21 protein-coding genes and 2 tRNA genes are annotated in these 24,802 nt (G+C 70.3%); 7 read left to right on the plus strand and 16 right to left on the minus strand.

Features of this window, described 5'->3' with window-relative positions; all coding sequences use genetic code 11:
• The first annotated feature begins 138 nt into the window (after positions 1–138).
• Positions 139–483 carry an EthD domain-containing protein gene (locus tag ACT3UL_RS09315; RefSeq protein WP_444577967.1) on the plus strand — a complete coding sequence of 115 codons (345 nt, stop codon included), beginning with the start codon at positions 139–141 and terminating at the stop codon, positions 481–483.
• Positions 484–537: 54 nt separating this feature from the next.
• Here the strand turns inward: ACT3UL_RS09315 and ACT3UL_RS09320 are convergent, their stop codons facing one another.
• A complete protein-coding gene (locus ACT3UL_RS09320; protein WP_444577968.1) occupies positions 538–1,311 on the minus strand; it encodes an ABC transporter ATP-binding protein in 774 nt (257 codons plus the stop codon).
• Between the two features lie 76 nt (positions 1,312–1,387).
• Positions 1,388–1,603, minus strand: coding sequence for a heavy-metal-associated domain-containing protein (locus ACT3UL_RS09325; protein WP_444577969.1), 216 nt, complete (start codon positions 1,601–1,603; stop codon positions 1,388–1,390).
• A gap of 226 nt (positions 1,604–1,829) precedes the next feature.
• On the opposite strand from ACT3UL_RS09325, the gene ACT3UL_RS09330 reads away from it, so the two are divergent.
• Positions 1,830–2,732 (plus strand): maleylpyruvate isomerase family mycothiol-dependent enzyme, encoded by a 903-nt coding sequence (locus ACT3UL_RS09330; RefSeq protein ID WP_444577970.1) that lies wholly within the window; start codon positions 1,830–1,832, stop codon positions 2,730–2,732.
• A gap of 3 nt (positions 2,733–2,735) precedes the next feature.
• On the opposite strand, the gene ACT3UL_RS09335 is transcribed toward ACT3UL_RS09330, so the two are convergent.
• From ACT3UL_RS09335 to ACT3UL_RS09355, 5 genes are all read right to left on the minus strand, one after another.
• The gene (locus ACT3UL_RS09335; protein WP_444577971.1) at positions 2,736–3,401 is read right to left on the minus strand and encodes a Pr6Pr family membrane protein; all 666 of its coding nucleotides are present in this window, start codon (positions 3,399–3,401) and stop codon (positions 2,736–2,738) included.
• 44 nt (positions 3,402–3,445) lie between these two features.
• Positions 3,446–4,231: an NAD-dependent epimerase/dehydratase family protein gene (locus ACT3UL_RS09340; RefSeq protein ID WP_444577972.1), complete on the minus strand. Its 786-nt coding sequence runs from the start codon at positions 4,229–4,231 to the stop codon at positions 3,446–3,448.
• A 158-nt stretch (positions 4,232–4,389) separates the two neighbouring features.
• Positions 4,390–5,229, minus strand: a complete 840-nt coding sequence (locus ACT3UL_RS09345) for a GTP pyrophosphokinase (RefSeq protein WP_444577973.1) — start codon at positions 5,227–5,229, stop codon at positions 4,390–4,392.
• A 122-nt stretch (positions 5,230–5,351) separates the two neighbouring features.
• Positions 5,352–6,272 carry a methylenetetrahydrofolate reductase gene (locus ACT3UL_RS09350; RefSeq protein ID WP_444577974.1) on the minus strand — a complete coding sequence of 307 codons (921 nt, stop codon included), beginning with the start codon at positions 6,270–6,272 and terminating at the stop codon, positions 5,352–5,354.
• A gap of 1 nt (position 6,273) precedes the next feature.
• Positions 6,274–7,518, minus strand: a complete 1,245-nt coding sequence (locus tag ACT3UL_RS09355) for a glycine cleavage T C-terminal barrel domain-containing protein (RefSeq protein WP_444577975.1) — start codon at positions 7,516–7,518, stop codon at positions 6,274–6,276.
• 147 nt (positions 7,519–7,665) lie between these two features.
• Here ACT3UL_RS09355 and ACT3UL_RS09360 point away from each other — a divergent pair, with 147 nt between their 5' ends.
• Entirely contained in the window at positions 7,666–8,439 is a 774-nt protein-coding gene (locus ACT3UL_RS09360) for an IclR family transcriptional regulator (protein ID WP_444577976.1), read from the plus strand.
• Positions 8,440–8,506: 67 nt separating this feature from the next.
• On the opposite strand, the gene ACT3UL_RS09365 is transcribed toward ACT3UL_RS09360, so the two are convergent.
• Both ACT3UL_RS09365 and ACT3UL_RS09370 read right to left on the minus strand, forming a co-directional pair.
• A complete protein-coding gene (locus ACT3UL_RS09365) occupies positions 8,507–11,029 on the minus strand; it encodes a GcvT family protein (protein ID WP_444577977.1) in 2,523 nt (840 codons plus the stop codon).
• A gap of 80 nt (positions 11,030–11,109) precedes the next feature.
• Positions 11,110–11,805 (minus strand): TetR/AcrR family transcriptional regulator, encoded by a 696-nt coding sequence (locus ACT3UL_RS09370; protein WP_444577978.1) that lies wholly within the window; start codon positions 11,803–11,805, stop codon positions 11,110–11,112.
• A 102-nt stretch (positions 11,806–11,907) separates the two neighbouring features.
• Between ACT3UL_RS09370 and ACT3UL_RS09375 the strand changes: the two genes are divergently transcribed.
• Positions 11,908–13,407 carry an MDR family MFS transporter gene (locus ACT3UL_RS09375; RefSeq protein WP_444577979.1) on the plus strand — a complete coding sequence of 500 codons (1,500 nt, stop codon included), beginning with the start codon at positions 11,908–11,910 and terminating at the stop codon, positions 13,405–13,407.
• A 28-nt stretch (positions 13,408–13,435) separates the two neighbouring features.
• On the opposite strand, the gene ACT3UL_RS09380 is transcribed toward ACT3UL_RS09375, so the two are convergent.
• Both ACT3UL_RS09380 and ACT3UL_RS09385 read right to left on the minus strand, forming a co-directional pair.
• Positions 13,436–13,511, minus strand: a tRNA-His gene (locus tag ACT3UL_RS09380).
• Between the two features lie 162 nt (positions 13,512–13,673).
• A complete protein-coding gene (locus tag ACT3UL_RS09385; RefSeq protein ID WP_444577980.1) occupies positions 13,674–14,657 on the minus strand; it encodes a diaminopimelate dehydrogenase in 984 nt (327 codons plus the stop codon).
• 206 nt (positions 14,658–14,863) lie between these two features.
• Between ACT3UL_RS09385 and ACT3UL_RS09390 the strand changes: the two genes are divergently transcribed.
• Positions 14,864–15,217, plus strand: a complete 354-nt coding sequence (locus tag ACT3UL_RS09390) for a thiamine-binding protein (RefSeq protein WP_444577981.1) — start codon at positions 14,864–14,866, stop codon at positions 15,215–15,217.
• Positions 15,218–15,220: 3 nt separating this feature from the next.
• On the plus strand, positions 15,221–15,712 hold the full coding sequence (locus ACT3UL_RS09395) for a DUF6630 family protein (protein WP_444577982.1): 492 nt from the start codon (positions 15,221–15,223) through the stop codon (positions 15,710–15,712).
• Between the two features lie 108 nt (positions 15,713–15,820).
• On the opposite strand, the gene orn is transcribed toward ACT3UL_RS09395, so the two are convergent.
• The gene (orn, locus tag ACT3UL_RS09400) at positions 15,821–17,719 is read right to left on the minus strand and encodes an oligoribonuclease (RefSeq protein ID WP_444577992.1); all 1,899 of its coding nucleotides are present in this window, start codon (positions 17,717–17,719) and stop codon (positions 15,821–15,823) included.
• Between the two features lie 187 nt (positions 17,720–17,906).
• Between orn and ACT3UL_RS09405 the strand changes: the two genes are divergently transcribed.
• Positions 17,907–18,434: an acyl-CoA thioesterase gene (locus ACT3UL_RS09405; RefSeq protein WP_444577983.1), complete on the plus strand. Its 528-nt coding sequence runs from the start codon at positions 17,907–17,909 to the stop codon at positions 18,432–18,434.
• Positions 18,435–18,473: 39 nt separating this feature from the next.
• Here ACT3UL_RS09405 and ACT3UL_RS09410 read toward each other — a convergent pair whose 3' ends face one another.
• From ACT3UL_RS09410 to ACT3UL_RS09425, 4 genes are all read right to left on the minus strand, one after another.
• Entirely contained in the window at positions 18,474–18,758 is a 285-nt protein-coding gene (locus tag ACT3UL_RS09410; RefSeq protein ID WP_444577984.1) for a hypothetical protein, read from the minus strand.
• A gap of 29 nt (positions 18,759–18,787) precedes the next feature.
• Positions 18,788–18,863, minus strand: a tRNA-Arg gene (locus tag ACT3UL_RS09415).
• A 46-nt stretch (positions 18,864–18,909) separates the two neighbouring features.
• Positions 18,910–19,863 carry a DNA-formamidopyrimidine glycosylase family protein gene (locus tag ACT3UL_RS09420; RefSeq protein WP_444577985.1) on the minus strand — a complete coding sequence of 318 codons (954 nt, stop codon included), beginning with the start codon at positions 19,861–19,863 and terminating at the stop codon, positions 18,910–18,912.
• Positions 19,863–24,605, minus strand: coding sequence for an ATP-dependent helicase (locus ACT3UL_RS09425; RefSeq protein ID WP_444577986.1), 4,743 nt, complete (start codon positions 24,603–24,605; stop codon positions 19,863–19,865). The genes ACT3UL_RS09420 and ACT3UL_RS09425 overlap by 1 nt, the downstream gene beginning before the upstream one ends.
• Positions 24,606–24,802: the final 197 nt, after the last annotated feature.

The raw sequence follows: 24,802 nt of genomic DNA on the forward strand, positions 1-24,802 counted from the left end.
GCGCGGATCGGGAGCTCCTCATCGGCGCATCCGGGCCGATGGGTGGTGATCTCTTCGGCGAAATCACTTGCTTTGGCAAGTCAATGGGCATAGTTTTTGCTTGTCAAGGCAAGCCATTTCAGTTCTCGAGGAGTCCCGATGGTCAAACTCAGCATCTTTCTCACCCGCCGCGCGGATCTCACGCATGACGAGTTCGTCGACTACTGGGCGACGAAGCACACGCCGATGATCGCGAGCGTCCCGGGAGAGGAGGTCCCCGTGCGCCGCTACGTCCAGCTGATGCCCACCGGCGACGAGATCGCCGGCATCACGACCTCGTCCTACGACGGGGTCGCCGAGCTGTGGGTCGACGGCATCGCGGATGCGACATCCTGGTTCACCTCCGAGGCGTACACCACCACCATCGCGGTCGATGAGGAGAGGTTCCTGGACCGCTCGAAGACCCGGTTCCTCTACGCGACCGAGGAGCTCGTCTTCGACTGAGGCCGAATGTCACGGGTCGAGTGCGGTCGGGGTGGCGCCCTGTCGGGGCCGTGCTCAGCGGAATCGCTGGACGGCCTGCGGGGCGCTCTCGGCGAGCTCGCGGATCTCCTCGTGCTCGGTGCGGGCGAGGACCTCGTCGAGCGAGCCGCGGGCCAGGATGCGGCCCTCGCCGAGGAAGGCGATCTGCGGGCACAGGCGCTGCAGCAGCTCGATGTCGTGGGAGGCGATGAGCACGCCGATCCCGAGTCGCTCGATGACCTCGCGCAGCGTGGAGCTGATCTCGCCGCGCATGCCGGGATCCACGGCCGTCAGCGGCTCGTCGAGGATCAGGATCTCGGGGCGGGTGGCGAGCGCTGTGGCCAGGGCGACTCGCTGCTTCTCCCCGCCGGAGAGGGTCATCATGCGCCGGTCCAGGAAGTGCACACCCAGGCCCACGGTCTCGAGCATCTCGGCGGGGGAGACGGAGTGGGTGCGACCGCCCTTCCGTGCCACCTTGGAGGCGTGGTCGAGGCGGCCGACGACCGTCTCCCGCGGCTCGACGATCGTCATCGCGTACTGCGAGACGAAACGGACCGCGGCCCGGAACGTCTTGTGGTCCTTGCCCCGCAGCTTGTGCACGCTGCGTCCGTCCAGGGTGACCTGCCCGGAGCTCGGCTTCATGTCGCCGCGCAGCACCCCGATCAGGGTGGTCTTGCCCGCGCCGGAGGCTCCGAGCAGGCCCTGCGGGGGCTGGCCGGCAGCGACCGAGAGGTCGACCCCTGCCAGGACCGGTTCGCCGGGGTATCCGGCGTGCAGGGAGGTGGCGGTCAGGGTGGTCGAAGCAGGCATCGGCTCTTCTCTCGCGGTTCGGGGACTGGAGAGACGATATCGGTGCCGCCTGGGGCCTGACTGCGACCTGGCGGTCTCAGGCGCGCGTGGCGGAGTATCCGGCCTCGGCGACGGCCGCGAGCACCGCGGCCTCCTCGAGGGGCTGCTCGGAGGAGACGACCAGGGAGCCGGTCTCGTGGCTGACGTCGACCTGCTGGACGCCGGGAATCTCGCCGACCTCTTCGCGGACGGACATCTCGCAGTGGCCGCAGGTCATGCCGGTGACCTGGAAGGTGCTGGTGGTCGTGCTCATGGAAATCTCCTTCGTGTCGGGGCTGCCCCTCCCGGGGCGTCTCCTGAGGATATACCCCTTGGGGGTATTGGGGGGGGCACGTGTCGCAGGTCAGCGGAGATGACTGCGAGCAGGAGATCTCCTGCCGGATCTCTTCAGTCCTCTGCAGTTCTCAGCAGTTCTCAGCAGTTCTCAGCAGTTATCTGCAGTGACATCTTCAGCCCGTCCGTCGTGCTTGGATGACGTCATGAGCATCGATGCCCTGACCGCGATTCGTGAGGAGGCGGACCGGCTGTCCGCAGCCCTCGCCGCCACCGACCCTGAGCAGAAGGTACCCACCTGTCCGGACTGGAACGCCGCGGACCTGCTGTGGCACGCGACGGAGGTCCCCGAGTTCTGGTCCGCAGTTCTCTCGCAGAGGATCGCGACGGAAGAGGGTGCCGCGAGGATCGACGAGTCTGCTGCCCCGCGGCCCGACGACCTCGAGGAGCTCCAGCAGCGTCGCGCGGCGGCGGTGGACGGTCTCCTCGAGCAGCTCGGAGCGCGCCCCGATGAGGAGAGTGCCTGGTTCTGGTTCTCGGAACGTCAGGACGTCGGCGTCATCCGCAGCATGCAGCTGCACGAGGCGACGATCCACCGCGTCGATGCCGAGCTCACCGCCGGTCTGCCCGTCACCGCGATCCGCGAGGACATCGCACATGCGGGTCTCGAGCACGTGCTCAAGGTGATGTGGCCGGCAGCCTTCGACTGGATCCCGGAATGGTCCACCACCACGCCCGTCACGATCGTGGAGATCACCGCCGAGGGTGGTGCGGTGCAGTCCCTGCTCATCAGCCGGTGGTCCGGGACCCGGCCTCGTGACGGCAAGGAGTTCGACGCCCCCGTCGGGCGCCTGCTCGATCGTCCTGCTGGTGCTGGTGCTGGTGCTGGTGCTGGTGCTGGTGCTGGTGCAGATGCGGGTGCGGAGGCCGACGTCGAGTTCCTCCCGCGCGCCACGGTCACCGGATCGGCGACCGCCCTGGATATCTGGGCATGGGGGCGAAGCCTCGCCCTCGGTCACCTTGCCGGAGGGCCGGAGACGGTCGAGATCGTCGGCGACCCCGCGGCCATCGACCAGCTGGAGGCATTGCTCGCCCGAGGGCTCGACTGACATTCACGCCCGGGAGAGAGCGACGTCCCGGCGCGCCGATGATCCCGCACGCAGTCGCCCGCCGAGCAGGTGCAGGAGCGTCGCGACCCCGAAGAAGGCGACCAGCACCACGACCGTGGTCAGCAGCACGTGCGACCACGACGACAGCGTCGGATCGAGGAAGCCGTAGGGGTACCAGCCGGTGACCCCGCCGCGCACCCAGGTGAGGGCGAGGAAGACGACCGGGTAGAGCTGCCACCACAGGATCCGGCGGGCGGAGGGTGCCCGGGAGCGGGGCGTCAGCAGCCAGTCGAGGACCGCGACCACCGGGGCCAGGCGGTGCAGCACGATCCCAGTCCAACCGATGTCCCAGCGCAGCAGCTCATCGAGCGGGGCCACGAGCAGCGCATAGATGATCCCGGTCATCGCGAGGTAGAACGCCACTGCACCGCGCACGTCGTCGAACCACACCGGATGCCGAGCGATCCACGTCGTACCGGCGATCACGAGGGCCACGAACATCAGGTTCGACTGGTTCGTGAAGTACGAGATGTTCTGGGCGAACAGGCCGTCCTGCAGCGCCTCGGCGGCGTTCGCGACAAGGGCGGCGAGCACCAGCAGCGCGACCAGCATCCGCACGGCGGAGGCGAGGTGGGGCGGGTTCGACCGGGGTGCCGCGGGGGTGGGCACGACGGGCCTCCTCGTCGGGGAGGAATCCCCGGTCGGAGTCGGAGTCATGAACCCAGCGGCCACGTGTCGCGGACGTCGGCACCGCCTTCGACCACGTGCTCGGTGGCGCCGGCCAGGTCCGTCCAGGAGTCCTGGGGGCGGTAGCCCAGCTCGAGCGTCGTATTGGTCAGCGACCAGCGGCGGTTGGGATTGTCGGAGATTGCATAGAAGATCCCGAAGCGCACCTCGGCCTCGATCGCGCGGCGCACGACCTGCTCGCAGTCCGCGCGGCTGAGCCACATGGCACGCAGGATGTCCTCCTCGGCCTCCAGAGGATCATCGCTGACCCACCCGATGCGCAGCGCGATGACGTCGAGATCGTATTTGTCGAAGTAGTACCGGCCCAGCGCCTCGCCGAAGATCTTCGAGACACCGTAGAGGGAGTCCGCCCGAGGGATCTGGTCCGGATACACGGGCCACTGCTCGTACCGGTCGTACATGCCCATGGCGTGGTTGGACGAGGCCAGGACCACCCGTCGCACGCCTGCTTGACGAGCGGACTCGAGGATGTTCCGCTGCCCCACGATGTTGGCGTCGAGCACGGCATCCCACGGGGACTCCGGCGACGCGGCGCCGGCGAGGTGCACCACCGTGTCGACGCCGTTCATCAGAGCGAGGACCTCGTCGAAGTCGCCGAGCTCGGCGGTGCGGAAATCGGTGCCCGGCGGAGCGTTCTCGCTGCTGCGGTCATGGAGGACCAGGTCGTAGTCCTCCCGCAGGCCTTCCGCCAGTCGGGAGCCGACACCGCCTGCGGCGCCGGTGATCAGCACACGTCTCCTGGAGTTGCTCATGAGCCCAGTATGAGCGTCTCGCAGGAGCGGGGTGGGCGAATCGTCGGGGCGATTCCTCCCGATTCGTCGCGGATCCGATCGGGGCCACGGCGCGTTGTCCGAGCGGTGAGGGCGGAGGGTCCAGGCAGGGGAGATCGGAGTGCGGCGAGAGGGCCGCCTCAGCTGTTCGAGGCGGGGTTCCCATCGGGGTTCCCGTCGGGATTCCCCGCAGCGTCCCCTGGAAAGGGCGGTGGCGTCCCCTCGGAGGTGTGCTGCGTGCTCTCGGCGCGATCGGGCATCGGGCGGATCTCGTCGCGCATCCTTTCCATCCGCGCATCGAGATCAGCGGCGACGCGGGCAGCGTCATCGAGCTCCGCGCGCAGTCGGCCCGGGAGATTCTTGCGGTACTTGTAGCTCAGCTTGTGCTCGGTGCTGGCCCAGAAGTCCATGGCGATCGTGCGCAGCTGCAGCTCGACGGGCACGTACTCCGTGTGCTCGGAGAGGAACACGGGGACCTGGAGGATCAGGTGCAGCGAGCGATACCCGTTGGGCTTGGGGTCGGCGATGTAGTCCTTGACCGTCAAGGTCTCGAGATCCGGCTGGCGGCGCAGCATGTCGGCGATCCAGTACACGTCGGAGACGAAGCTGCAGGTGATCCGCACCCCGGCGATGTCGTGGACCCGCGCCCTGATCGCGGGGATGGACATCTCCCCGCCGGTGCGCACGGCCTTCTCGATGAGGCTCTCGGTGCTCTTCAGGCGCGAGCGCACGTGCTCGATCGGGCTGTAGTCGTGGATCTGCTCGAACTCCTGGCGGAGGATGTTGACCTTGGTCTGCACCTCGTCGATGCCGAACTGGTAGTGCATCCGGAGCTGGACGAGCTCGTCGTGGACCTGCTTCATCTGCGCGGCGAGGAGCCCTTGGTCGACATCGGGACGGGTCAGCGCATCCTGGCGCGTTGCGACCATCTCCCGGACGCGGTCCTGCCACTGGTCGTCCTGAGGGTCCGGTGTCTCCATCGAGGATCTCCTGCCGTGGGCGCTTCGCGGACCGCACGATCATGGCAGATATCGCTGAGGCTGCGATGCACGCCGGGGCAGGGCGCTCCGGGACGCCCCCGATAGCGCCGAACGGCGCGACCTCAGACGGAGAGATTCCGGGGCCCTTCCCCGCCGCGCCGCCCGTCCCCGTCGCGCCGCCCGTTCCCGTCGCGCCGCCCGTTCCCGTCGCGCCACCAGGCGGCGCTCTCCGCCACGGCGTTGAACGTATAGACGTGGAGTCCCTCGAGCCCGTAGCGGGGGTCAGCGAACGCCGGGGTGAGCTCGTCGAGCAACGTGCCCGGGGTCCATCCGCCCGGTCCGAGCAGGTGCCGGATCTCGGACCCCTGCCGCGCGAGCAGGCGCAATGACGGTCCGACGCCGACGCGGGCCCCGATGCGCAGCAGTCGGGCGGCATCCGTCGGCCCCGCGATACCAGGGCGAACGGGAGTCCGCACCCCGTGCTCGCGCAGCCGCAGCACCCAGTCCAGCAGGGCGGGGGCGTCGAAGCACAGCTGGGTGACGAGCACGGACGCGTACTGCGCCTTCTCCTGGAGGAGCTGCATCGACTCCGCCTCGGACGGGACGAACGGGTGGCCCTCCGGGTATGCGCCCACCCCGACCTCGAAGGACCGGCTGCTCTCTCCCAGGGCCGCCAGCAGGCCGAGGGATCCCTCGAAGTCCCCGGCGGGATGCGGGGCGTCGCCGGCGATGATGAACAGTTCCTGCACCCCCGAGCTCGCGAGGTCGTCCAGGATCCGCTGGAGCTCGGCTGCTCCGCTGATCTGTCGCGCCGCGAGATGGGGGATCGCGACATAGCCCTGTCCCGCCAGGGCGCGGGCGGTGGCGAGAGTGGCTTCGAGTCCCTGTTTGCGTGATGCCGTGACGCTCACGCGCGTGCCGGGCGGCAGGTGCGCGGTCACCGTCGCGACGATCCCGGGCACCGGGATCACCTCGAAGCGCGTTCCGCGCACCAGGGCCTCGGGCCACGGCTCCGTGCGGCGCGGGCTCGGCTCGTCGTGCACCTCAGGCTCCTGCCACCGGATCCTCGTGCCGGGGTGCGGCGGTGTCCAGGGACGTGACATCGCCCTTGGGCTGCTCCTTCGTCGGATCGATGAAGGGCTTGGCGACCACCGCCGCGGGGACCAGATCGGTGCCGGAGTCGTCCCGGGCCCCGACGTCGACCTGCAGCGTGGTGCCCACCTCGGAGTGCTCGACCGAGACCATCGCCAGTCCGATGTTCTTCTCCAGGCGCGGGGATCGGCAGGCCGAGGTGACCTCGCCGATGCGTGCGCCGCCGGCAAGGACGGGGAGCACGTCGATCATCGACCCGTCGTTGTAGGTGCCCAGGTCCGGTCCCTCGATCTCGAGGCCCACGAGCTTGCGCCGGGGACCCTCGGCCTTGATCCGGGTGAGGGCCTGCTTGCCGATGAAGTCCGCCTCCTGGTCGAGGTCCACCATCCAGTCGTAGCCCATGCCGATCTCGAACGGGTTGGTGTCCACCGTGATGTCCGCACCGTGGGCGAGCATCCCGCCCTCGATGCGGCGGATGTGGCACGGCCCGATGACCTGCAGCCCGTGGGCCTGACCGGCCTCCCAGACCTTCTCCCACAGCCGCACGGCGTTCTTCGACGCCTCGTGCACATAGATCTCGTAGCCGATCTCACCGGTGTATCCGGTGCGCGAGACGGTCACGTCGATCCCGTCGATCTGGAAGTCGTGCAGGTAGTAGTAGCGGATGTCCGCGACCGCGTCGCCGAGCAGGTCCCGCATGACCGCGAAGGACTTCGGCCCTTGGACCTGCACCGGGCCCACATCGATCTCCTCGATGCTCACATCCATCCCGGCATGCGTGGCGACGCCGCGGGCCCACAGCAGGATGTCGCTGTCGGCGAGGGAGAGCCAGAAGCGATTCTCCTCCAGGCGCAGCAGGATCGGGTCGTTGAGGATCCCTCCGTGCTGGTCCGTGAGGAAGACGTACTTGCACTGGCCCACCGCGCACTTCGAGAGATCACGGGTGATCAGCAGGTTGGTGAAGTCGAAGGCGTCGGGTCCGGAGATCTCGATCTGTCGTTCGACCCCGACGTCCCAGAGGGTGACCCCCTCCAGCAGCGCCCAGTACTCGGCGATCGGGTCGCCGTAGTGCCGGGGGTGGTACGTGTGGTTGTAGACGCTGTACATCGCGACCCCGTGACGCCTCGAGGCGTAGAAGAACGGGGACTTGCGGATGCGGGGGTAGAGCAGAACTCGGGGGTGCTGGTTGACGCTCATGGTGGCCTCCAAAGGCGGTCCGTACCCTACTGTGGCATTATGATGCGCATTACGCAATGGTGTGCGCATTGCGCACGACGAGCAGCGTGTGGCGGCGCTGGATGTGTGTCAGAGCGTGTCTGCGGTCGAGCTGGAGGAGAGTGGGAGATGGGGCAGCCAGGAACGGTGCAGTCGGTGGATCGGGCAGCTCAGGTGCTGGAGATCATCGCCCGTGACGGGGAGTCGAGCGTGGGGCGGATCGGTCGCGAGCTGGAGGTCCACGGATCCACCGCGTCTCGCTTGCTCGCCTCGCTCGCAGCGCATGACCTCGTCGAACGTCTCGAGGCCACCGGCACGGTGCGGCTCGGCGTGGGTGTGCTGCGACTCGCCGCGGCGACCCGGTCGCGGCTCGATCTGACCGCTCAGGCGGGCCCCGTGTGCGATGCGCTCGCCGAGGAGCTGGGCGAGACCGTGAACGTGGCGGTGTATCGCGACGGTGCGGCGATCAACGTGTATCAGGCCCAGGGGACCAGCACCGTGGCGATGCACAACTGGATCGGGGACCGGACCGTCCTGCACGCGACCTCCAGCGGCAAGATGCTGCTCGCCCATCTGGAGCAGGACGCCATCGAGGATCTGTTGGCCTCGCCCCTGGAACGCTTCACGGAGCACACGATCACGGGGGCCACCGTGCTGCGGGAGCAGCTGCAGCAGGCGCGGGAGAACGGCTGGGCCCAGGTGGTGGAGGAGTACGAGGACGGCCTGAACGCGGTCGCCGCCCCGATCCGCGGCCCCGCGGGTGACGTGGTCGCCGCGCTCTCCGTCGCCGGGCCGACGTACCGCCTCGCGCCCGGGTCGCTCCCGGCCACCGCCCGAGTCCTGCTGCGGGCCGCCGACGAGATCTCGCGCCGGATCGGATACCGGGCCGACGTCACCGGGTGAGCGGTCGGCCGGTTCCCCCGGTTCTCGCGCCGGCCTCTGCTCCTGCTCGGACGACGGTCGGGAGGCGTCAGCCCTTCATGCGGGTATCCCCGGGATCGAACGGGGGCGTGCGGCCCACGCTCAGCACGCTCACTGTGTGACGGGAGCCCAGGTAGTCCACCAGCAGGTGCGTCCCGACCTGCGCGTGCTCGGGTGGGAGGTACGCCATCAGCAGGTAGCGGCCGAGCGACGGGGCCGGCCCGGCCGAGGTGACGAACGATCGCCTGCCGCGGGCGTCGACGATCGTGGAGCCGTCGGGCGTGAGGATCGGTTCCCCGCCGGTCATGCACCGTGCGAGACCATCGCCTGCAGCGCTGGCCGGATCGACGACGAGGCTGCACAGAGTGGCTGCCGGACCCTTTGTCCGTGACTCCAGGTACGCCTGCTTGCCCAGGAAGTCCGCCGTCTTCACCTTCGGCAGCGCGAGGTCGGCCTCGACCGGGTCGTACTCGGCGGTGAGCTCCGCGCCCATCAGCCGGTAGCCCTTTTCCAGCCGGCCGGTGGTCGCGTACACGCCGATGCCGGCAGGGAGCACACCGTGGCCTCGACCTGCCTCCCACAGCAGGTCCCACAGGGGCAGGCCGTGCTCGGTCGCGACGTGGATCTCCCAGCCCAGCTCCCCGACGTACGAGATGCGCAGCAGGGAGGCAGGGATGCTGCCCAGCTCGAGGTCCTGGGCAGTGCCGAAGCCGAACGCCTCGTCGGAGAGATCGGCCGAGGTCACCTCCGTGAGCAGGTCCCGGGCGCGCGGGCCCCAGAGTCCGAGGGTGGTCACGGCGGAGCCGACATCGGCCAGGTGGACGGATCCGTCGGCCGGGAGGTGGTCGCGCAACCAGACCAGATCGCGGCCGCCCTCGGCGCCGCCCGTGATCACGCGGAAGCTCTCCGGACCCCGGCGCACGATGGTGAGATCGGAGCGGAACCCGCCGGCCGGGGTGAGCAGCGGGGTGTAGACGACGCGGCCGACGCGGACGTCGATCCGGGCCACCGCGAGGCTCTCGAGGTAGGCGACGGCTCCCGGGCCGGTGACGTCGAGGATCGCGAAGGCGCCGAGGTCGACCATCGCCACCCGTTCGCGCATCGCGAGGTGCTCGGCCTCGATCAGCGGGGACCACCAGCGAGCATCCCATTCGTGCTCCCGTGGGGAGATCCGATCGGCGAACTCCTCCAGCAGGGGAGCGTTGGAGGCGTACCACTGGGGTCGTTCCCAGCCGGCGGCCTCGAAGTACTCTGCGCCGAGGGCCTCGGTGCGCGGATGGAACGGGCTGGTGCGGAGGGGACGGTCACTCAGCCACTGCTCCCGCGGATGGCTGATCCCGTAGATCTTGGGGAACCCCTCGGCAGCCCGGGCCCGCACATGGGCGTCGGTGCGGGCGGCGGGGTGGAAACGGGCGATGTCGGATGCGTGCGGGTCGATCTCGCTGTCGCCGGTCGTGATCAGCTCGGCGAGCATGCGGCCCACGCCCGCGGCCTCCTTGATCCAGACCGCCGCGGCGGACCACAGCCCGCGCACCTCAGGGGTCTCGCCGACGAGGGCACCGCCGTCCGGGGTGAGGGAGAGGAGCCCGTTGATCGCAGCCTTCCGTGGCGGCTCGGGGTCGGTGAGGAGGCTCGGGAACATCTCCTTCGCGTGCTCGAGCTGCGCGGTGAAATCCTCCTCCGTGAAGGGGAAGCTCGTCGGGGACGCCTGACCGGGCGCGCCGTAGGCGGGAATCTCCTCGGGGCGGTGCAGCAGCGGCCTGTGGGCGTAGGAACCGATCTCCAGATCTGGGCCGCGCTGGCGCTCGTACATCAGACGGTCCATGTCGCGCAGCAGCGGGAAGCTGATCCATTCCTCGGTCGCGTCGAGCTGGGCGATGGGGCCGACGTCGAGCATCTGGTGCACGGCCGGGGTGAGGGGGATCGCGGCGCCGGCGAGGGCGGCGACGCGCGGGCTCCACACCCCGCACGCGATGACCACGATCTCGGTGTCGATCTCGCCGTGATCGGTGACGACCCGCGTCACGCGACCGCCGGAGACCTCGAGGTCGATCACCTCGGTCTCCGGGCAGAGCGTGAGCGCGCCCAGCTCCACCGCGCGCTCCCGGAAGAGGGCCCCCGCCGCGAGCGGGTCCACGATCGCCCCGGTCGGTGTGTGGAAGCCGCCGAGCAGCAGACCCGCGTCGCAGTAGGGGACGAGCTCCTGGATCTCGGACGGGGACAGCAGATGGGCCTCGACGCCCCAGGAGAGCGCCGAGCTCATCCGGCGCGTCAGCTCCTGCATCCGCTGCGGGCTGCGCGCCACCTCGATCCCTCCGCAGGTGGAGAGCACCCCGAGCGCCTCGTACTGGCGCAGCGAGTCGACCGTCAGATCGGTGATCTCGCGGGAGTGGTCCACGGGGAAGACGAAGTTGGAGGCGTGCCCCGTCGAGCCGCCCGGATCCGGCAGAGGACCCTTGTCGATCTGCACGATGGTGCGCCAGCCGAGCTCCGCGAGGTGCTTGACGGCGGCATTGCCGACCACCCCGGCTCCGATGACGACGATGTCTGCACGATCCGGCAACTGTGCCATGGCGTCCTCCCGAACTCACCCTGGGCATCCTCACGCTAGCCCTGCGCGGAGCGTTTGACCAGGGGTGGTGCGGGGGAGGGCTATCGGTGCGCTGGGGGCGGCGCGGGCGTCTGGTCCTCGTCGGCGTCGGCGTGGGCGCCGGCGCCGGTGAGGATCGGAGTCTCGAGGGGGTTCGGAGGCTCGACGCGTCCGTCCTGCTGGGACGCGAGGGCGAGCGGGAGGAACACGGTGTCGACGATGTCGACGAGAGTCTCATCGGCCACGCTGCCGAGGGACATGACCATCTCGTGGCGGAAGAGATCGAGAGGGAGCGTCGCGATCCTCTCGGGCAGCTCGCCGCGCAGTTCCCCACGGGTGACGGCGCGTTCGAGGATGCGCGGCATGGCAGGGGCTCGTTCGCCGAGGAGATCGGCACGCAGCTGCGCGGGGGCGATCGAGGTCTCCTCGAAGTGGGAGCCGACGATCATGCTGAGCACTGCCGCCGCGCTGGGGCCGAGCCGCTCGTTCATCGAGCGGAGCTGCGCGAGGACGTCCTCGCGCAGCGACCCGGCATCGGGGAGTTCGCGCGGTGAGCCGAGGTAGCTGTGGGACAGGACCGCCAGGAGGAGAGCCTTCTTGTCCGGCCATCGCCGATAGAGGACCGCCTTGCCGGTGCCGGCCCGTTCGGCGGTGGCCTCGAACGTGAATCCTGGATAGCCGGCTTCCTGCAGCACCTGCCAGCCCGCCTCGAGGATGGCGGATTCCAGCACGGCACCCCGTCGTCTGCTCGCGGTCATGTCTGCTCCCGTCTGCTCTCAGAAAGTTCGTAAAGAACGCTTGCGTTCCCTAGTCTAGCGATCTACCTTTAAGAGACGCACACGTACTCTATTGGAGGTCGCATGACTGCTCACCCGACAGCACGGCCGGCGACGCGATCGACCGGCTTGATGCTCACAGCGCTCGTCGTCGGTGCGGTCACTGCCATCCTGGATACGACGATCGTGTCGATGGGGCTGCACACCCTCACCATCGAACTGGACGCCTCGGTCGCGACGATCCAGTGGGTCAGCACCGGCTACATGCTCGCCCTGGCCCTCGCCATCCCGTTCGTGGGCTGGGCGCAGGTACGGTTCGGCGGCAAGCGGCTGTGGCTGTTCGCCCTCGGGGTGTTCGTGATCGCCTCCGTCCTGAGCGCGGGCGCCTGGAGCGCAGGGTCCCTGATCCTCTTCCGTGTCCTGCAGGGGCTGGGCGGCGGCATCATGTTCCCGCTCATGCAGACCCTGGCCATGCAGAACATCGCCCCAGCGGACCGGGTGCGGACGATGGCGATGGTGAGTCTGCCGGCAGCGCTCGGCCCGATCCTCGGTCCCGTGCTCGGTGGGCTCGTGCTGCACTGGGCGAGCTGGCGGTGGCTCTTCCTGATCAATGTTCCTCTCGGGGTCATCGGACTGGTCCTGGCCGTCCTGTTCCTCACTCCGGACCATCCTGAGCGGGGAGCTGCCTCGCCGGCGCTGGACGTCGTCGGTGCCCTCCTGCTCGTCCCGGCCCTGGCGGGACTGCTCTTCGGGTTGTCCAACGTCCATGCCGCCGGTGGCCTCGGGCGGGCCGATGTGCTGCTGCCAGGAATCGTCGGCGCGATCCTGCTGGTCGGCTTCGTGCTCTGGGGCATGCGACGGGAGGGGAGGTCCCTGGTCGATGTCCGCCTGCTCGCGGTGCGCTCCGTGCGTTCCTCCGCGATCACGCTCGTCTTCCTCGGGGCGGCGCTCTTCGCGAGCACCTTCCTGCTGCCGCTCTTCCTGCAGGGGCCACTCGGGTACGGCGTCCTGGGTGCTGCGCTGCTCCTGATCCCGCAAGGCGTCGGGTCACTGGTCGCACGCTTCATCGCGGGTCAGCTGGTCGATCGATTCGGCGCCCGGGCGGTGGCGGTGACCGGGTTCCTGGTGGTCGCCGCGGCGACAGCCCCCTTCGCGCTCATGGGGTCTCAGATCGGTCCCTGGTCGATGGGCCTCGTCCTGTTCGTCCGGGGCCTCGGCCTGGGGATCGTCCTCATCCCTGTCATGACGGTCGCCTATGTCGATATCGACAGGGACCGGATGCCTCATGCCTCCGCCATCACCCGCCTGGTCCAGCAGCTCGGCGGAGCGTTCGGCATCGCCCTGATCGTGGTGGTCCTCACCTCCGCCGCCACCGGTTCGGATCCGGAGGCCGGGTACGTCGCGGCATTCTGGTGCACGCTCGTGCTGACGGTGCTCGCGCTGCTCGCCTCCCTGCTGCTGCCGTCGACGTCGACGTCGACGCCGACGCCGACGGAGCACGGGGAGGGGTGTGACGGAACGGCGCCGGAGGAGGAGCCTTCGGCTCCTGGAACGAGCGAACGCCGCAGCACTGCGAGGGCATGAAAAAACGCCCTGTTGCCAGGGCGTTTCTTGGGGTGATCGACGGGATTTGAACCCGCGACCGCCTGGACCACAACCAGGAGCTCTACCAACTGAGCTACGACCACCATGTGCGGAACGAATCCCGCAACGAGAGAAAACTATACCGTCTCCACCGCCTGATCTCGCCCCGAAAGCACTGTTTCGAGTGTGAGACACATTGCATCGGTCGGCGCACCGGCCGCCCGGTCATCGGGTGCCGTGTCGGCATCGATCCGGTGCGCCACCCCTCAGAGCATCTCGGCGCGCAGCTGCTCGGGAGATTTCGGCGAGAGCAGGCCCGGGGCCACGTCGAAGGGGGTCCTCGCCCCATGCTCACCGGCCGCGGCCAGCCGCCCCGCCGCACGGGCGTAGGCGACGAGCACGCTCGCGGTGAACTCGGGGTTCGACTCCTCCTGCAGGCGGTACTCGATGGTCTGGGCGGTTCCGGGGGTGGATTCGCCGGAGCGGATCACGAAGCCGCCGTGGGGCATGCCCTGGTGATCGCGGGCGAGTTCCTCGGAGCTGAGGAAGGTCACGGATGTCTCGAAAGGCTCGAAGTAGTGCGGCATGGTCACGATCTCCTCGCGCACGGAGTCGGCGTCGGCCCCGTCCTCGAGCACCACGAAGCACTCGCGGGTGTGCTTCTCCCGCGTGCTCAGCTCGGGCTGCTCGCCGGCGCGCACGCGGGCGATGGCCTCCTGGGAGGGGATCGTGTACTGGACAGCGGCGGCGACCCCGTCCAGGCGGCGCAGCGCGTCGGAGTGCCCCTGCGACAGGCCGCGGCCCCAGAAGGTGTAGGTGGAGCCCTGGGGGAGGATGGCCTCGCCATACACACGGTTGATGGAGAACAGACCCGGGTCCCAGCCGGTGGAGATGAGCGCCGTGGTGCCGGCTGCGCGGGCGACGGCGTCGACCCGCGCGAAGTGCTCGGGGATACGGGCATGTGTGTCGAAGCTGTCCACGACGGTGAAGCGCTCGGCGAGCTGCGGGGTCTGCTCGGGGAGGTCGGTCTTCGACCCGCCGCAGAGCACGAGCACGTCGATCTCGTCCTGCATCGTCTCGAGCGCGTCCATCGATCGCACGGGGGTCTCCTCGTGCACGGGGCTCACCGTGGCCGGTGCACGGCGCGTGAACACGCCCACCAGCTCCATGTCCTCCTGCAACGAGACGGCGATCTCGACGCCCCGTCCCAGGTTCCCGTAGCCGACGATGCCGATCCGGAGCGCAGTCATGGTCCTCTTCTCGTGTCGATGCATGAGTTCGATGCATAGGTCGATGCATAGTTCGATGGATAGTGTGGTCCCGACCAGGGACACCGTCGCCGATCCTACTCACCGATCACCCCCGGGGCCGAGCTCGTCGAGGGTCCCGTCGATTCGCACGGCGTCCGTGCCGCCCACACGTTGCACGGCCCCTGGCGCAGGAGGAGACTGGCCGCATGATCGTCGCCTTCTCCGTCCAGCCCACCGGTGACCCCTCGGATCCAGCGCTCGTGCGCGGGCTTGTCGCGGGCACGGACAGCGCCGGCGTGCACGACGCGGTCGCCGCCGCGGTGCGCGTCGTGCGGGAGTCCGGACTGCCGAACCGCACCTCCTCGATGTTCACCGAGATCGAAGGGGACTGGGACGAGGTGATGGACGTCGTGCGGCGTGCGACCGCCGCGGCGGGGCGGTACGGCTCGCGGGTCTCGCTCGTCCTCAAGGCCGACATCCGTCCCGGCCACGAGGGGCAGCTCGACGCGAAGATCGACCGGCTCGAGACCGCGGTCTCCCACCTCGACGACCAGGGATGAGCCGTGCCGGACTGGACGCGGCTGTGCATGCTCCTCGCGGACGACCCTGAGCTCCCGAGGTCGGTGCACCTCGCGGCCACCGACCCACAGGCCTACCTGGCGACACAGGCGGATCCACTCCTCGGCCTCGAGACCGGAGCCGGTGCTGCGGAGACCGTCGATCCGTGGATCGCCCTGATCGACGGGCTGGACGTGGCCGACGCCCTGGCCTACCTCGACCCGGAGGACACCGGCGCGGAGCTGGCCATGGCCCTGGGCGAGGTCGCTCGGGTGTGCCGCTCCGGGGCTGATCTCGAGCCGGTCGCCGACATCACCGCAGGGCTGGAACCGGCGATCCGACGGGCCGAGGAGATCCTCGCCGCGTTCGACCTGTGCCTGCTGCAGCTGGAGGAGGACACCGACGCGTGCCCTCTCGTGGTCGCGGACATCGGCCACGTCGAGGAGATCGTCGCCCTCGCGGCCGGTGCCGGCCGCGAGGTGCGTCCCGTCGAGTGACGCGGTTCCGAGTCAGCAGGAGCTGAATCAGCAGGCGCTGAGTCAGCACGTGCTGAGACAGCGGGCGCTGACTCAGCGGGTGCCGAGCGACGAGCTGTCGGCGTCGGCTCAGCTCTCCTGGTCGAGCAGGCCGTCGCGCAGCGCGGCGGCCAGGGTGGGCGTGACCGGAAGCCGCGGGATCAGCGTCGCCTGGAAGGCGTGGTAGATGTCCGGCTTGCCCGGCCACGTCACGCCCTGGGGCTCGTTGTCCGCATCGAGCTCGTGGAACCAGGAGCCGTTCTCGGGATCGAGCAGGTAGGTGGAGATGTACTCCCACCACTGCTCGTAGCGATCCGCCCAGATCCGGTCCCCGGTCACCTCGTACATCACGGCGGCGGCTCCGACCGCTTCCGCGGCGACCCAGTGCATGCGCTCGGAGGCGACGGGGGAGCCGTCCCAGTCCACGGTGTAGACGAACCCGGGGGCTCCGTCGGCGCCGAAGCTCGTCGCCGACTTCTCCATGAGCGCCGTCGCGGATTCGAGCATCCAGTCCGGGGCCGAACCGTCGGCCGCGATCAGTGCGGCACGGCCGTGCAGCACCAGGCGGGACCATTCGATCCAGTGACCGACCGTGGCGCCGTACGGGCGGAACGGGTGGTTCGGCTCGTCGCGGTTGTACTCCAGCAGCGGGTTCCAGTCGGTGTCGAAGTGCTCCGGCAGCGCCCAGTCGTTGCCGCGCGCGAACTCATCGATCGCGCGCGTCATGATGCCCACAGCGCGATCGAGCCAGCGACGCTGGCCGGTGACGTCGGCCGCGGCGAGGAGGGCCTCGACCGTGTGCATGTTCGCGTTGATCCCGCGGTACTCCTCGCACTGCGTGAAGGTGCGATCGAAGGTGTCCACGCTCATCCCCGCGGACTCGTCGAAGAACTTCGTATCGAGCACGGTGAGGGCCTCGTCGAGCAGTTCCTGCGCGCCGGGGCGGCCGGCGGCCAGGGCCGAGGAGGCCGCGAGCACCACGAAGGCGTGCGCGTAGGCCTGCTTGGAGTCGTCCACCGGCTTCCCATCGGCGACCGCCGCGTACCAGCCGCCGTGCTCCGCATCGTGGAACACCCCGCGCAGGGAGGCGATGCCGTGGTCGGCGAAGCGACCGAAGTCCGGGCGGCCCAGCAGGTGCCCGAGGGCGAAGCTGTGCGTCATCCGGCAGGTGATCCAGAGCTCCGAGGGGCGCGACAGGTCGGAGTCGCCCTCCTCGTCGAGCCAGGCGAAGCCGCCGTCCTCGCGCACGGACTCCGAGCCGAACACGAGGAGCTCGTCGCCCTCGTTCCCCAGCCACGAGCGATGGGAAGCGCGCTCGAGCCACGGGACGTGCGGGGTGACGGGAGTCGGGGTCGAAGTGGCGGCAGGGGCCGTGGCGGCCGCGGTCGTCGACGAGGCTGCTGCGGCGGCCGTCTCCTCGGACTCCTCCGTCAGCTCGAAGGTGCGTGATGCCACCTGCGCCTGCGCGGTGGTGGGACCGGGAGCGTCGACGAGGAGCACCTCGCGGTAGTACTTGAGCTCCTGGATCGACTCGCGGATGTCCGCGAGCGCCCGGTGGCCGCCGTGCTTGGCGGGGATGTTGTAGTAGACGCGGGGGAACCAGCGTTTGGCGAGCTCCTTGAGGCTGGAGACGTCGATCGTGCGGTACGACAGCCACTGGGCGAACTCGGGCACGTCGCGATCCAGGAACACCCGGTCGGTGCCCACGCTGTTGCCGGCGAGCGGCGCCTTGCCCGGCTCGGGGCAGTACTGCTGCACGTAGGCGAGGCATTGGGCCTGCGCCTCCTCGAGCGTCATGCCGCCGTCGAGCTCGTCGAGCAGGCCGGAGACGGTGTGCATGTTGACCACGAAGGGGTCCATGCCGGTGAGCGATTCGGCCGGCGGCTTGATGACGACGTCGACGCCGTCACCGAGGATGTTCAGATCGGCGTCGGTCACGAGCACGGCGATCTCGACGAGCGCATCGCGCTTCTTGTCGAGGCCGGTCATCTCGCAATCGACCCAGATGATGCGGTCGTTGATGGCACGGGAGGAGCTGGAAGTCACCGGGTAACAGTATCGCGGGAGTGCGGGGCACCGGCGAGGAATGGCCCGGCGCCTCGGAGGGAGCATGGTTACCATGCAGTCATCAGGGTTCGATGCCGAGCCCGCTGAGTGACTCATGGAGGAGCCCGACGTGAACCTGTACTTCCGCCTGCTGGTGTTCATGATCCGCGTGCGCTTCCGCAGCCGCCTGAGCATGTGGGACAACTCCCGCACGAGCTTCCGCGTGAACCCGGCGGACCTCGACGTGCAGCGGCACATGAACAACGGCCGCTATCTCACTCTCATGGACCTGGGCCGGATGGACCTCATGCTGCGCTCCGGGTTCTGGAAGCGACTCACTGCACGGGGCTGGTACCCCGTGGTCGCGGGGCAGTCCATCACCTACCGCAAGTCGCTGGTGCTGTGGCAGAAGTTCGACATCGACTCCCGGGTCCTCGGGCACGACGACCGCTGGATCTACATGGAGCAGGTGTTCCGGGTGGGGGAGACGGTCTACGCCGACGCGATCATCCGCGCGCGCTTCCTGAAGAAGACCGGTGGATCCGTGAGCGTCCGCGAGGTGCTCGACCTCGTCGGCCCGGTCCCGCCGGACCTGCACGTGCCTGCGTGGGTCACCGAGTGGAACGAGGCCTCCTCGCAGCACAGCCGCGAGCTCTGAGCCGGCCGACGCACCAAGCGCACCAGACGCACGGCAGGGTCAGCGCCGTCGGTCCGACGCGCGCTCGGCGGGAGCGTTCTTCGGCGTGGACCGTCGGCGAATCTCCTCGATGCCGCTGAGCACGAGCAGCACGACGACCACTCCCAGCAGCACCCACTGCTCGAAGGCGCCGGCGATGATCCCGGTGAGTACGAGGGCCACGAGGTAGATGGCGTTCACGACCGTCCGTGAGACGCCGAGCAGGCGGGTGCCGAATCGGCCGCGCAGCAGGCGCAGTCCCAGCAGGAACACGATGACGCCGATCGTGAGGACCTTCAGCACCATGGGACGGCTCCAGACACGACGACGGGTGGTGGTGCCCCCAGCAGGACTCGAACCTGCAACCTACGGATTAGAAGGCCGTTGCTCTATCCATTGAGCTATGGAGGCATCGGTGCGGGCTCGGGGTGGCCGGGCCGGAAGCACCGCGAGAAGTCTACCGACCCGTCCCGGGACGTCGTGCATCAGGATGCGCACGCTGTCGTGCACCCCGCGGCGCACCGCCTCCCGCTCCTGCCGGGGCGCCCGGCTCGGCCTGGCAGCGGGGGCAGAACCACAGCACGCGCGGTTCCGTGCCCTCGAGCCGGGGGTCGCCGATCTCCCCGCGCTCGATGCGGGCGCGGCAGCGACGGCACTGCCGGCCACCGCGCCCGTACACCCACAGGTCGCCGTCGCGCCCCAGCATCCCGCCGGTCGTCACCCGCACGGAGCGGTCCAGGTTCAGGGTGAGCAGGCGGTGGGCGAGGTCGACCAGAGCACCCAGGTCCCCGGCCGCGTGCGTCGGAGCAGCGGGGTGCACGCGGCGCAGGAAGCACAGCTCGCTGCGGTAGATGTTGCCGATCCCGGCGAGGTTGCGCTGATCGAGCAGGGCGAGGCCGATCGGGCGCTCCGGCTCGGCCGCGAGGTTCGAGACGGCCCGCTGGCGCAGTGCCGGGTCGTCCTCCCAGGACGGGTCCAGCAGGTCCGGTCCCAGGTGGGCCACCAGGGTGTTCTCGTCGGCGGTGCGCACCAGGCGAACCTGTTTCACGTCGTAGGCGACGGCGCGGGCCTCGCGCCCGTCGGGGTGCCGTGCGTCGAGGACGACGCGGATCGTGTCCGCCGGGCGCGGTCCGGCGCTGGTGTCGCTCGAGCGCAGCGCCTTCCCGTCCACGTGCCAGATCCCGTCCATCATCAGGTGGGTGTGGAGCGTGAGCGGCACGCCTCCTGCCGCGGGCGGCTCCAGGCGGATCAGCAGATGCTTGCCGCGCGGCCGCACCTCCCGCACGCTCCAGCCCACGAGGTCCGCCGTGGCGGCGCGGGGCACCCGCAGATCGCTCGTGGTGAGGGTCGCCCCCGCGAGAGCCTCGTGCAGCGCCCGGCACTGCCGGGCGACGGTGTCTCCCTCGGGCATCAGCGACCTCCTGCGCGCAGGCGGATGGACTTCGGCGAGCGGTAGCAGCCGGCGGCGACCAGGGCGTCGCCGATCGCCGCGACGGGAGCGCTGGTGATCGGGTTCCCGTTGATCCGCTCGATCCGCAGCTGAGGCAGACGGGAGTCCTCGACGATCGCCCGCACCAGCTGCTCGGCGACCAGCGTCGTCGCGGTCTCGTCTGCCCACCACAGGAGGTGCTTGGCGCCTTTGTCGACGACGGCGACGACATGCCCGTCGGCCAGCAGCACCAGTGCTCCGGCGCGACGCGCGGGCCGCACGGTCGTGCCCTCGGGCGGGGCGATCGTGAAGGACGGCCACGGGAGCGCTGCGCCGTAGGGGTTCGCCGGGTCGGTCGCGGCGAGCGCGACGGTCGATGCCTCGGGGGAAGGGCCGACGGTCCCGGCGTCGGGGTCGCCTTGCGCCTCGGCCTCCCGGTCCCGATCGCGCAGCAGGTCCACCGCCTCGACCGGGGCGAACTGGGAGGCGCCGAGCCCGTCGACGAAGTAGCCGCGGCGACAGCTGCCGTTCTCCTCGAGCACGGCGAGCACGCGGTACACGGCGGCGAAGCTGCCGGGGATGTCCTCGATGTCCATCGCGCCCCGCGTCACCACGCCGTGCCGGTCCAGGAGCAGGGTCGCGAGCGCCGCTGCCCGGGCGGCGGGATCGACCGCCTCGACTCTCACGGCGGACCACCGTCCTGCTCCGGTGGGCCCCGTGACGAGCTCGGAGACGGACGATGCCCCCTGCCGCATCATCGCGGCCGACAGCCGCGCTGCGCCGCGCCGGGTCAGGGGGCGCGAGCGTCCCGTCGGCCGGGAGGGCCGTGCCGGTCCGCGACCGTAGGTGCGCAGCGCCTCGAAGGAGTCGTTGGTGATCAAGCCCTGGAACGCGAGGTCCCACAGAGCGTCGTGCAGGTCCGGTGGTGGCGCGGCGTCCCCGTCTGCGGCGAGGGCGGTGAGGATCTCGCCGTGGCGAAGCGCGCCAGGTGTCCCGCGGAGCATGGCGAGGACCCGGGCGGTGAGGGACCCCTCGGCCAGGGCCGAGGCGGCCTCCTCGAGCGCCTCGGCGTCGAGCCCGAGCGGCAGGGCGTCCGCAAGATGCAACCGGATCCAGCCGTCGTCGGCGCCGAGCCGCCCGTGCCCGGTCCACACCACGTCACCGGCGGCGAAGGCCGCGTCCAGCAGGGCGGGGCTCGCATCGGGCATCCGCGCCGGCAGCACCTGCTCCTCCCAGGCGGACAGCGGCAGCGACACCCCGGCGAGCTGGTCGATCACGGAGAGCAGGCCGTCGCGGCCCTGCCACGTGGCCCGGTCCCGGCGGCCGTCGGACCGTCGCCCCGTCAGGTGCTGCCACTGCCCGAGGAAGCGGGCATAGACCGGGCCGGGGACCGGGGCGATCTCCCGTCGGGACGCGGCGAGGCTGGCTCGGCGGATCCGCCGCAGCACGTCGGCATCGACCCACTCCTCGCCCTCGCGGCCGGGACTGAACTCGCCCTGCTGCAGCACCCGCTCGGCGGTGAGCTGCTCGAGCGCGCCGCGAGCCACGCCGGGGGCGAGGCCGAAGGCGTCCACCGGACCGTTCGCGAGGAAGGGACCACGACCGCGTGCCCAGCGCGACAGCAGCTGGGCGACGGCCCGATCCACCGGCGCGAGGTGGGCGTCGGGGACACCGGGCGGGAGGGCGACCCCGAGCGCGTCGCGCAGCAGCCCGGCATCCTCGATCGCGGCGAGGTGCTCGAGGCCGGCGATGCGCACGGCGAGGATCCGCCGGGTGTCGTGGAGCTGGGAGAGCTCGGTCTCGAGGTCGATCCCGTCGGCCGCGCGGGCGGCGAGATCGTCCCGGGTCAGGGGTCCGAGTCGCCGCAGGGCGTCCGCGATCTGCTCCGCCCCGCGCAGCGCACGGTCCTCGCTCAGTCCCTGCAGACGGCTCTCGACCTCGGAGATGACCTCGGCATCCAGCAGCTCGCGAAGACTCACCGATCCCAGCAGCTCGGCGAGCAGGGACTGGTCCAGCGCGAGGGCGGCGGTGCGGCGCTCGGCGAGCGGGGCGTCGGCGTCGTAGATGAACTGGGCGAGGTAGCCGAACAGCAACGACCGCGCGAGAGGGGACGGGGTGGGGGTCTCGATCTCCCGGACCTCGAGGCGGCGCCGCCCGATCTGCGTCATGAGATCGATGAGGGCGGGCAGGTCGTAGACGTCCTGCAGGCACTCGCGGGCAGCCTCGAGCATGATCGGGAAGTCCGGGTAGGGGCGGGCGACCTCCAGCAGATGGGAGGACCGCTGACGCTGCTGCCACAGCGGAGCCCGCTGGTTCGGATCCCGCCGGGGAAGCAGCAGCGCCCGCGCCGCGCACTCGCGGAAGCGGGCGGCGAACAGCGCGGAGGAGCCGACGAGGCGCCGAACTTCCTCGTCGATCTCCTCGGGCGTGAAGACGAACAGGTCGGCACCCGGCGGCTGCTCCCCATGGGGTATCCGTAGCACGATGCCGTCGTCGGCGGCCATGACCTGGCCGTCCAGGCCGTATCTCTCCTCGACCCTGGCCCCGACAGCGAGGGCCCACGGGCCGGTGATCCGCTGGCCGTAGGAGCAATGCAGGACGACCCTCCAGTCCCCGAGCTCGTCGAGGAAGCGTTCGACGACCAGCTGCTGCGGGCCGGGCACGACCCCGGTCACGTGCTTCTGCTCGGCGAGATGGTCCAGCAGCACGGTGCGAGCGTTGACGTCGAGACCCAGCGCGGCGAGGCGCTCGTCGGCCTGCGGCCGCTCGAGGTCGGCGAGCTCGCTCTGGGCGGTGGCGATCGCGCGGCCCAGGCTCGCGGGGCGGCCGTCGCCGCCGCCGTGCCAGAACGGGATGCGGCCGGTGAGGCCGAAGGCGGGGGAGACGGTGACCCGGGAGGCGGTGATCTCCTCGATCCGCCAGCTGCTGGTGCCCAGGGTGATGACATCCCCGCGGCGCGACTCGTAGACCATCTCCTCGTCGAGCTCGCCCACCCGGCGCGGCTGGGAGTCGTCGTCCCCGGCCACCAGGTGCACCGGGTACAGACCGCGGTCGGGGATGGTGCCGCCGCTGGTCACCGCGAGGCGCTGCGCTCCCGGCCGGCCCGTGAGCAGACCGGTGTCATGGTCGTGCACCAGCCGCGGTCGCAGCTCGGAGAAGGCGGTCGACGGGTAGCGCCCGGCGAGCAGATCGATGGTCTGGTCGAAGGCGGAGCGGGGAAGAGCGCGGTAGGGGTGCGCGCTGCGCACCAGGTCGAACCAGTCGTCGATCTGGAGGTCGTCCATCGCGGCGGCGGAGACCGTGTGCTGGGCGAGCACGTCCAGCGCGTTGCGGGGCACCGAGAGCGGCTCGATACGACCGGCGACGGCCTCCTGCACGGCGACCGCGGAGCGCAGCACGTCCGCGGCGTGCAACGGGTGCAGCGACCCCTCGGAGACGGCGCCGACGTCGTGCCCGGCACGCCCCACCCGCTGGAGCAGGCTCGAGACGGACATCGGCGCGGCGACCTGCAGCACGAGGTCGACGGCGCCCATGTCGATCCCCAGCTCGAGGGACGAGGTGGCGACGACGCAGCGCAGCGTCCCCGACTTCAGCTGGTCCTCGATCTGAGCGCGGATCTCCTTGGACATCGATCCGTGGTGAGCGCGGGCGATGTCCTCGATCTCCTCGGCGCCCTCGGCGCCCTCGGGGCCTGCGGCGTTCTCGAGCTCTGCGCTGCGGCCGGGCTCCGGGGACGCGCGGCGTGCATGCAATCGGTTGAGCTTCCCGGTCAGGCGCTCGGCCTGGCTGCGGGAGTTGGTGAAGACGATCGTCGAGCGGTGCGCGAGGATCTGGGTGAGGACGGCACGTTCGACGTGCGGCCAGATCGTGCCGGAGACGTCCTCGTCATCGACCGCATCCAGCGGCGGCTCGATCGCCTGGAGATCAGAGACCGGCATCGTCACCGAGAAGTCCCAGCGCTTGGTCGAGGCAGGGCGCACGACGGCCACCTCGCGGGGTCGCCCGGAGCCCGTGAGGAAGGCGGCGACCTCGTCGACGGGCTCGACGGTCGCGGAGAGCCCGATGCGCTGCGCCGGTGCCTCGAGCATCGCGTCGAGCCGTGCGAGGGACAGGGCCAGATGCACGCCGCGCTTGGTGCCGGCGACCGCGTGGACCTCGTCCAGGATCACCGTGCGCACGCCCCGCAGCGGCTCCCTGGCCTGGGAGCTCAGCATGAGGAACAGTGACTCGGGAGTGGTGATGAGGATGTCCGGCGGATGCACGACGAGTCGCCGCCTCTCGGCGGGCGGGGTATCCCCGGTGCGCACGCCCACGCTGACCGGTGAACGGGGCAGACCGAGGCGCTCCGCCATCCGCGCCGTCCCCACCAGCGGGGACGTCAGGTTCCGTTCGACATCCACCCCGAGGGCCTTGAGCGGCGAGATGTACAGGACGCTGGTGGTCCCGCGCGCCGCTCGCGCGCGGCCGCCGCCCTTCGGGACCGATCGGCCGTGTTCCGCGCCCGCGGGGGCCGGATCCGCCGTGGCGAGGCGATCGATCGCCGTGAGGAAGGCGGCCAGGGTCTTGCCCGAACCGGTCGGCGCCACGACCAGCGTGTCGTCCCCGCGCTCGATCGCTTCCCAGGCCGCTGACTGGGCAGGGGTGGGTGCCTCGAAGGCCTCGGCGAACCAGGTGGCCGTGGGAGGGGAGAACGAGGATGGGAGCAGCTGGCGGGACTCGGCCATCGCACCATTGTGGACCGCGGCCCCGACAGATGGCCGGGACGGCACGGATGTCTGGCAGGAATGTGTCAGCGGCGGGGCACGAGGGCTTCCTCAGCGGGAGGCACCCTGCCAACTCCGGGAGCATCGTGGCAGGATGGGAGGCACGGCGGGGCCTGCACAGGCTGGTCCCGCATACCCCACGACGAAGGGATGACCAC

The organism is Brachybacterium sp. 107 (assembly GCF_052379725.1).
Taxonomy (GTDB): domain Bacteria; phylum Actinomycetota; class Actinomycetes; order Actinomycetales; family Dermabacteraceae; genus Brachybacterium.

What these genes read in the sequence shown, in the direction of transcription:
- ACT3UL_RS09315 (WP_444577967.1), top strand. Translation starts at nt 139, where the DNA reads ATGGTCAAACTCAGCATCTTTCTCACCCGCCGCGCGGATCTCACGCAT.
- ACT3UL_RS09320 (WP_444577968.1), bottom strand. Translation starts at nt 1,311, where the DNA reads ATGCCTGCTTCGACCACCCTGACCGCCACCTCCCTGCACGCCGGATAC.
- ACT3UL_RS09325 (WP_444577969.1), bottom strand. Translation starts at nt 1,603, where the DNA reads ATGAGCACGACCACCAGCACCTTCCAGGTCACCGGCATGACCTGCGGC.
- ACT3UL_RS09330 (WP_444577970.1), top strand. Translation starts at nt 1,830, where the DNA reads ATGAGCATCGATGCCCTGACCGCGATTCGTGAGGAGGCGGACCGGCTG.
- ACT3UL_RS09340 (WP_444577972.1), bottom strand. Translation starts at nt 4,231, where the DNA reads ATGAGCAACTCCAGGAGACGTGTGCTGATCACCGGCGCCGCAGGCGGT.
- ACT3UL_RS09345 (WP_444577973.1), bottom strand. Translation starts at nt 5,229, where the DNA reads ATGGAGACACCGGACCCTCAGGACGACCAGTGGCAGGACCGCGTCCGG.
- ACT3UL_RS09355 (WP_444577975.1), bottom strand. Translation starts at nt 7,518, where the DNA reads ATGAGCGTCAACCAGCACCCCCGAGTTCTGCTCTACCCCCGCATCCGC.
- ACT3UL_RS09360 (WP_444577976.1), top strand. Translation starts at nt 7,666, where the DNA reads ATGGGGCAGCCAGGAACGGTGCAGTCGGTGGATCGGGCAGCTCAGGTG.
- ACT3UL_RS09365 (WP_444577977.1), bottom strand. Translation starts at nt 11,029, where the DNA reads ATGGCACAGTTGCCGGATCGTGCAGACATCGTCGTCATCGGAGCCGGG.
- ACT3UL_RS09370 (WP_444577978.1), bottom strand. Translation starts at nt 11,805, where the DNA reads ATGACCGCGAGCAGACGACGGGGTGCCGTGCTGGAATCCGCCATCCTC.
- ACT3UL_RS09375 (WP_444577979.1), top strand. Translation starts at nt 11,908, where the DNA reads ATGACTGCTCACCCGACAGCACGGCCGGCGACGCGATCGACCGGCTTG.
- ACT3UL_RS09385 (WP_444577980.1), bottom strand. Translation starts at nt 14,657, where the DNA reads ATGACTGCGCTCCGGATCGGCATCGTCGGCTACGGGAACCTGGGACGG.
- ACT3UL_RS09390 (WP_444577981.1), top strand. Translation starts at nt 14,864, where the DNA reads ATGATCGTCGCCTTCTCCGTCCAGCCCACCGGTGACCCCTCGGATCCA.
- orn (WP_444577992.1), bottom strand. Translation starts at nt 17,719, where the DNA reads ATGACCGGCCTCGACAAGAAGCGCGATGCGCTCGTCGAGATCGCCGTG.
- ACT3UL_RS09410 (WP_444577984.1), bottom strand. Translation starts at nt 18,758, where the DNA reads ATGGTGCTGAAGGTCCTCACGATCGGCGTCATCGTGTTCCTGCTGGGA.
- ACT3UL_RS09420 (WP_444577985.1), bottom strand. Translation starts at nt 19,863, where the DNA reads ATGCCCGAGGGAGACACCGTCGCCCGGCAGTGCCGGGCGCTGCACGAG.
- ACT3UL_RS09425 (WP_444577986.1), bottom strand. Translation starts at nt 24,605, where the DNA reads ATGGCCGAGTCCCGCCAGCTGCTCCCATCCTCGTTCTCCCCTCCCACG.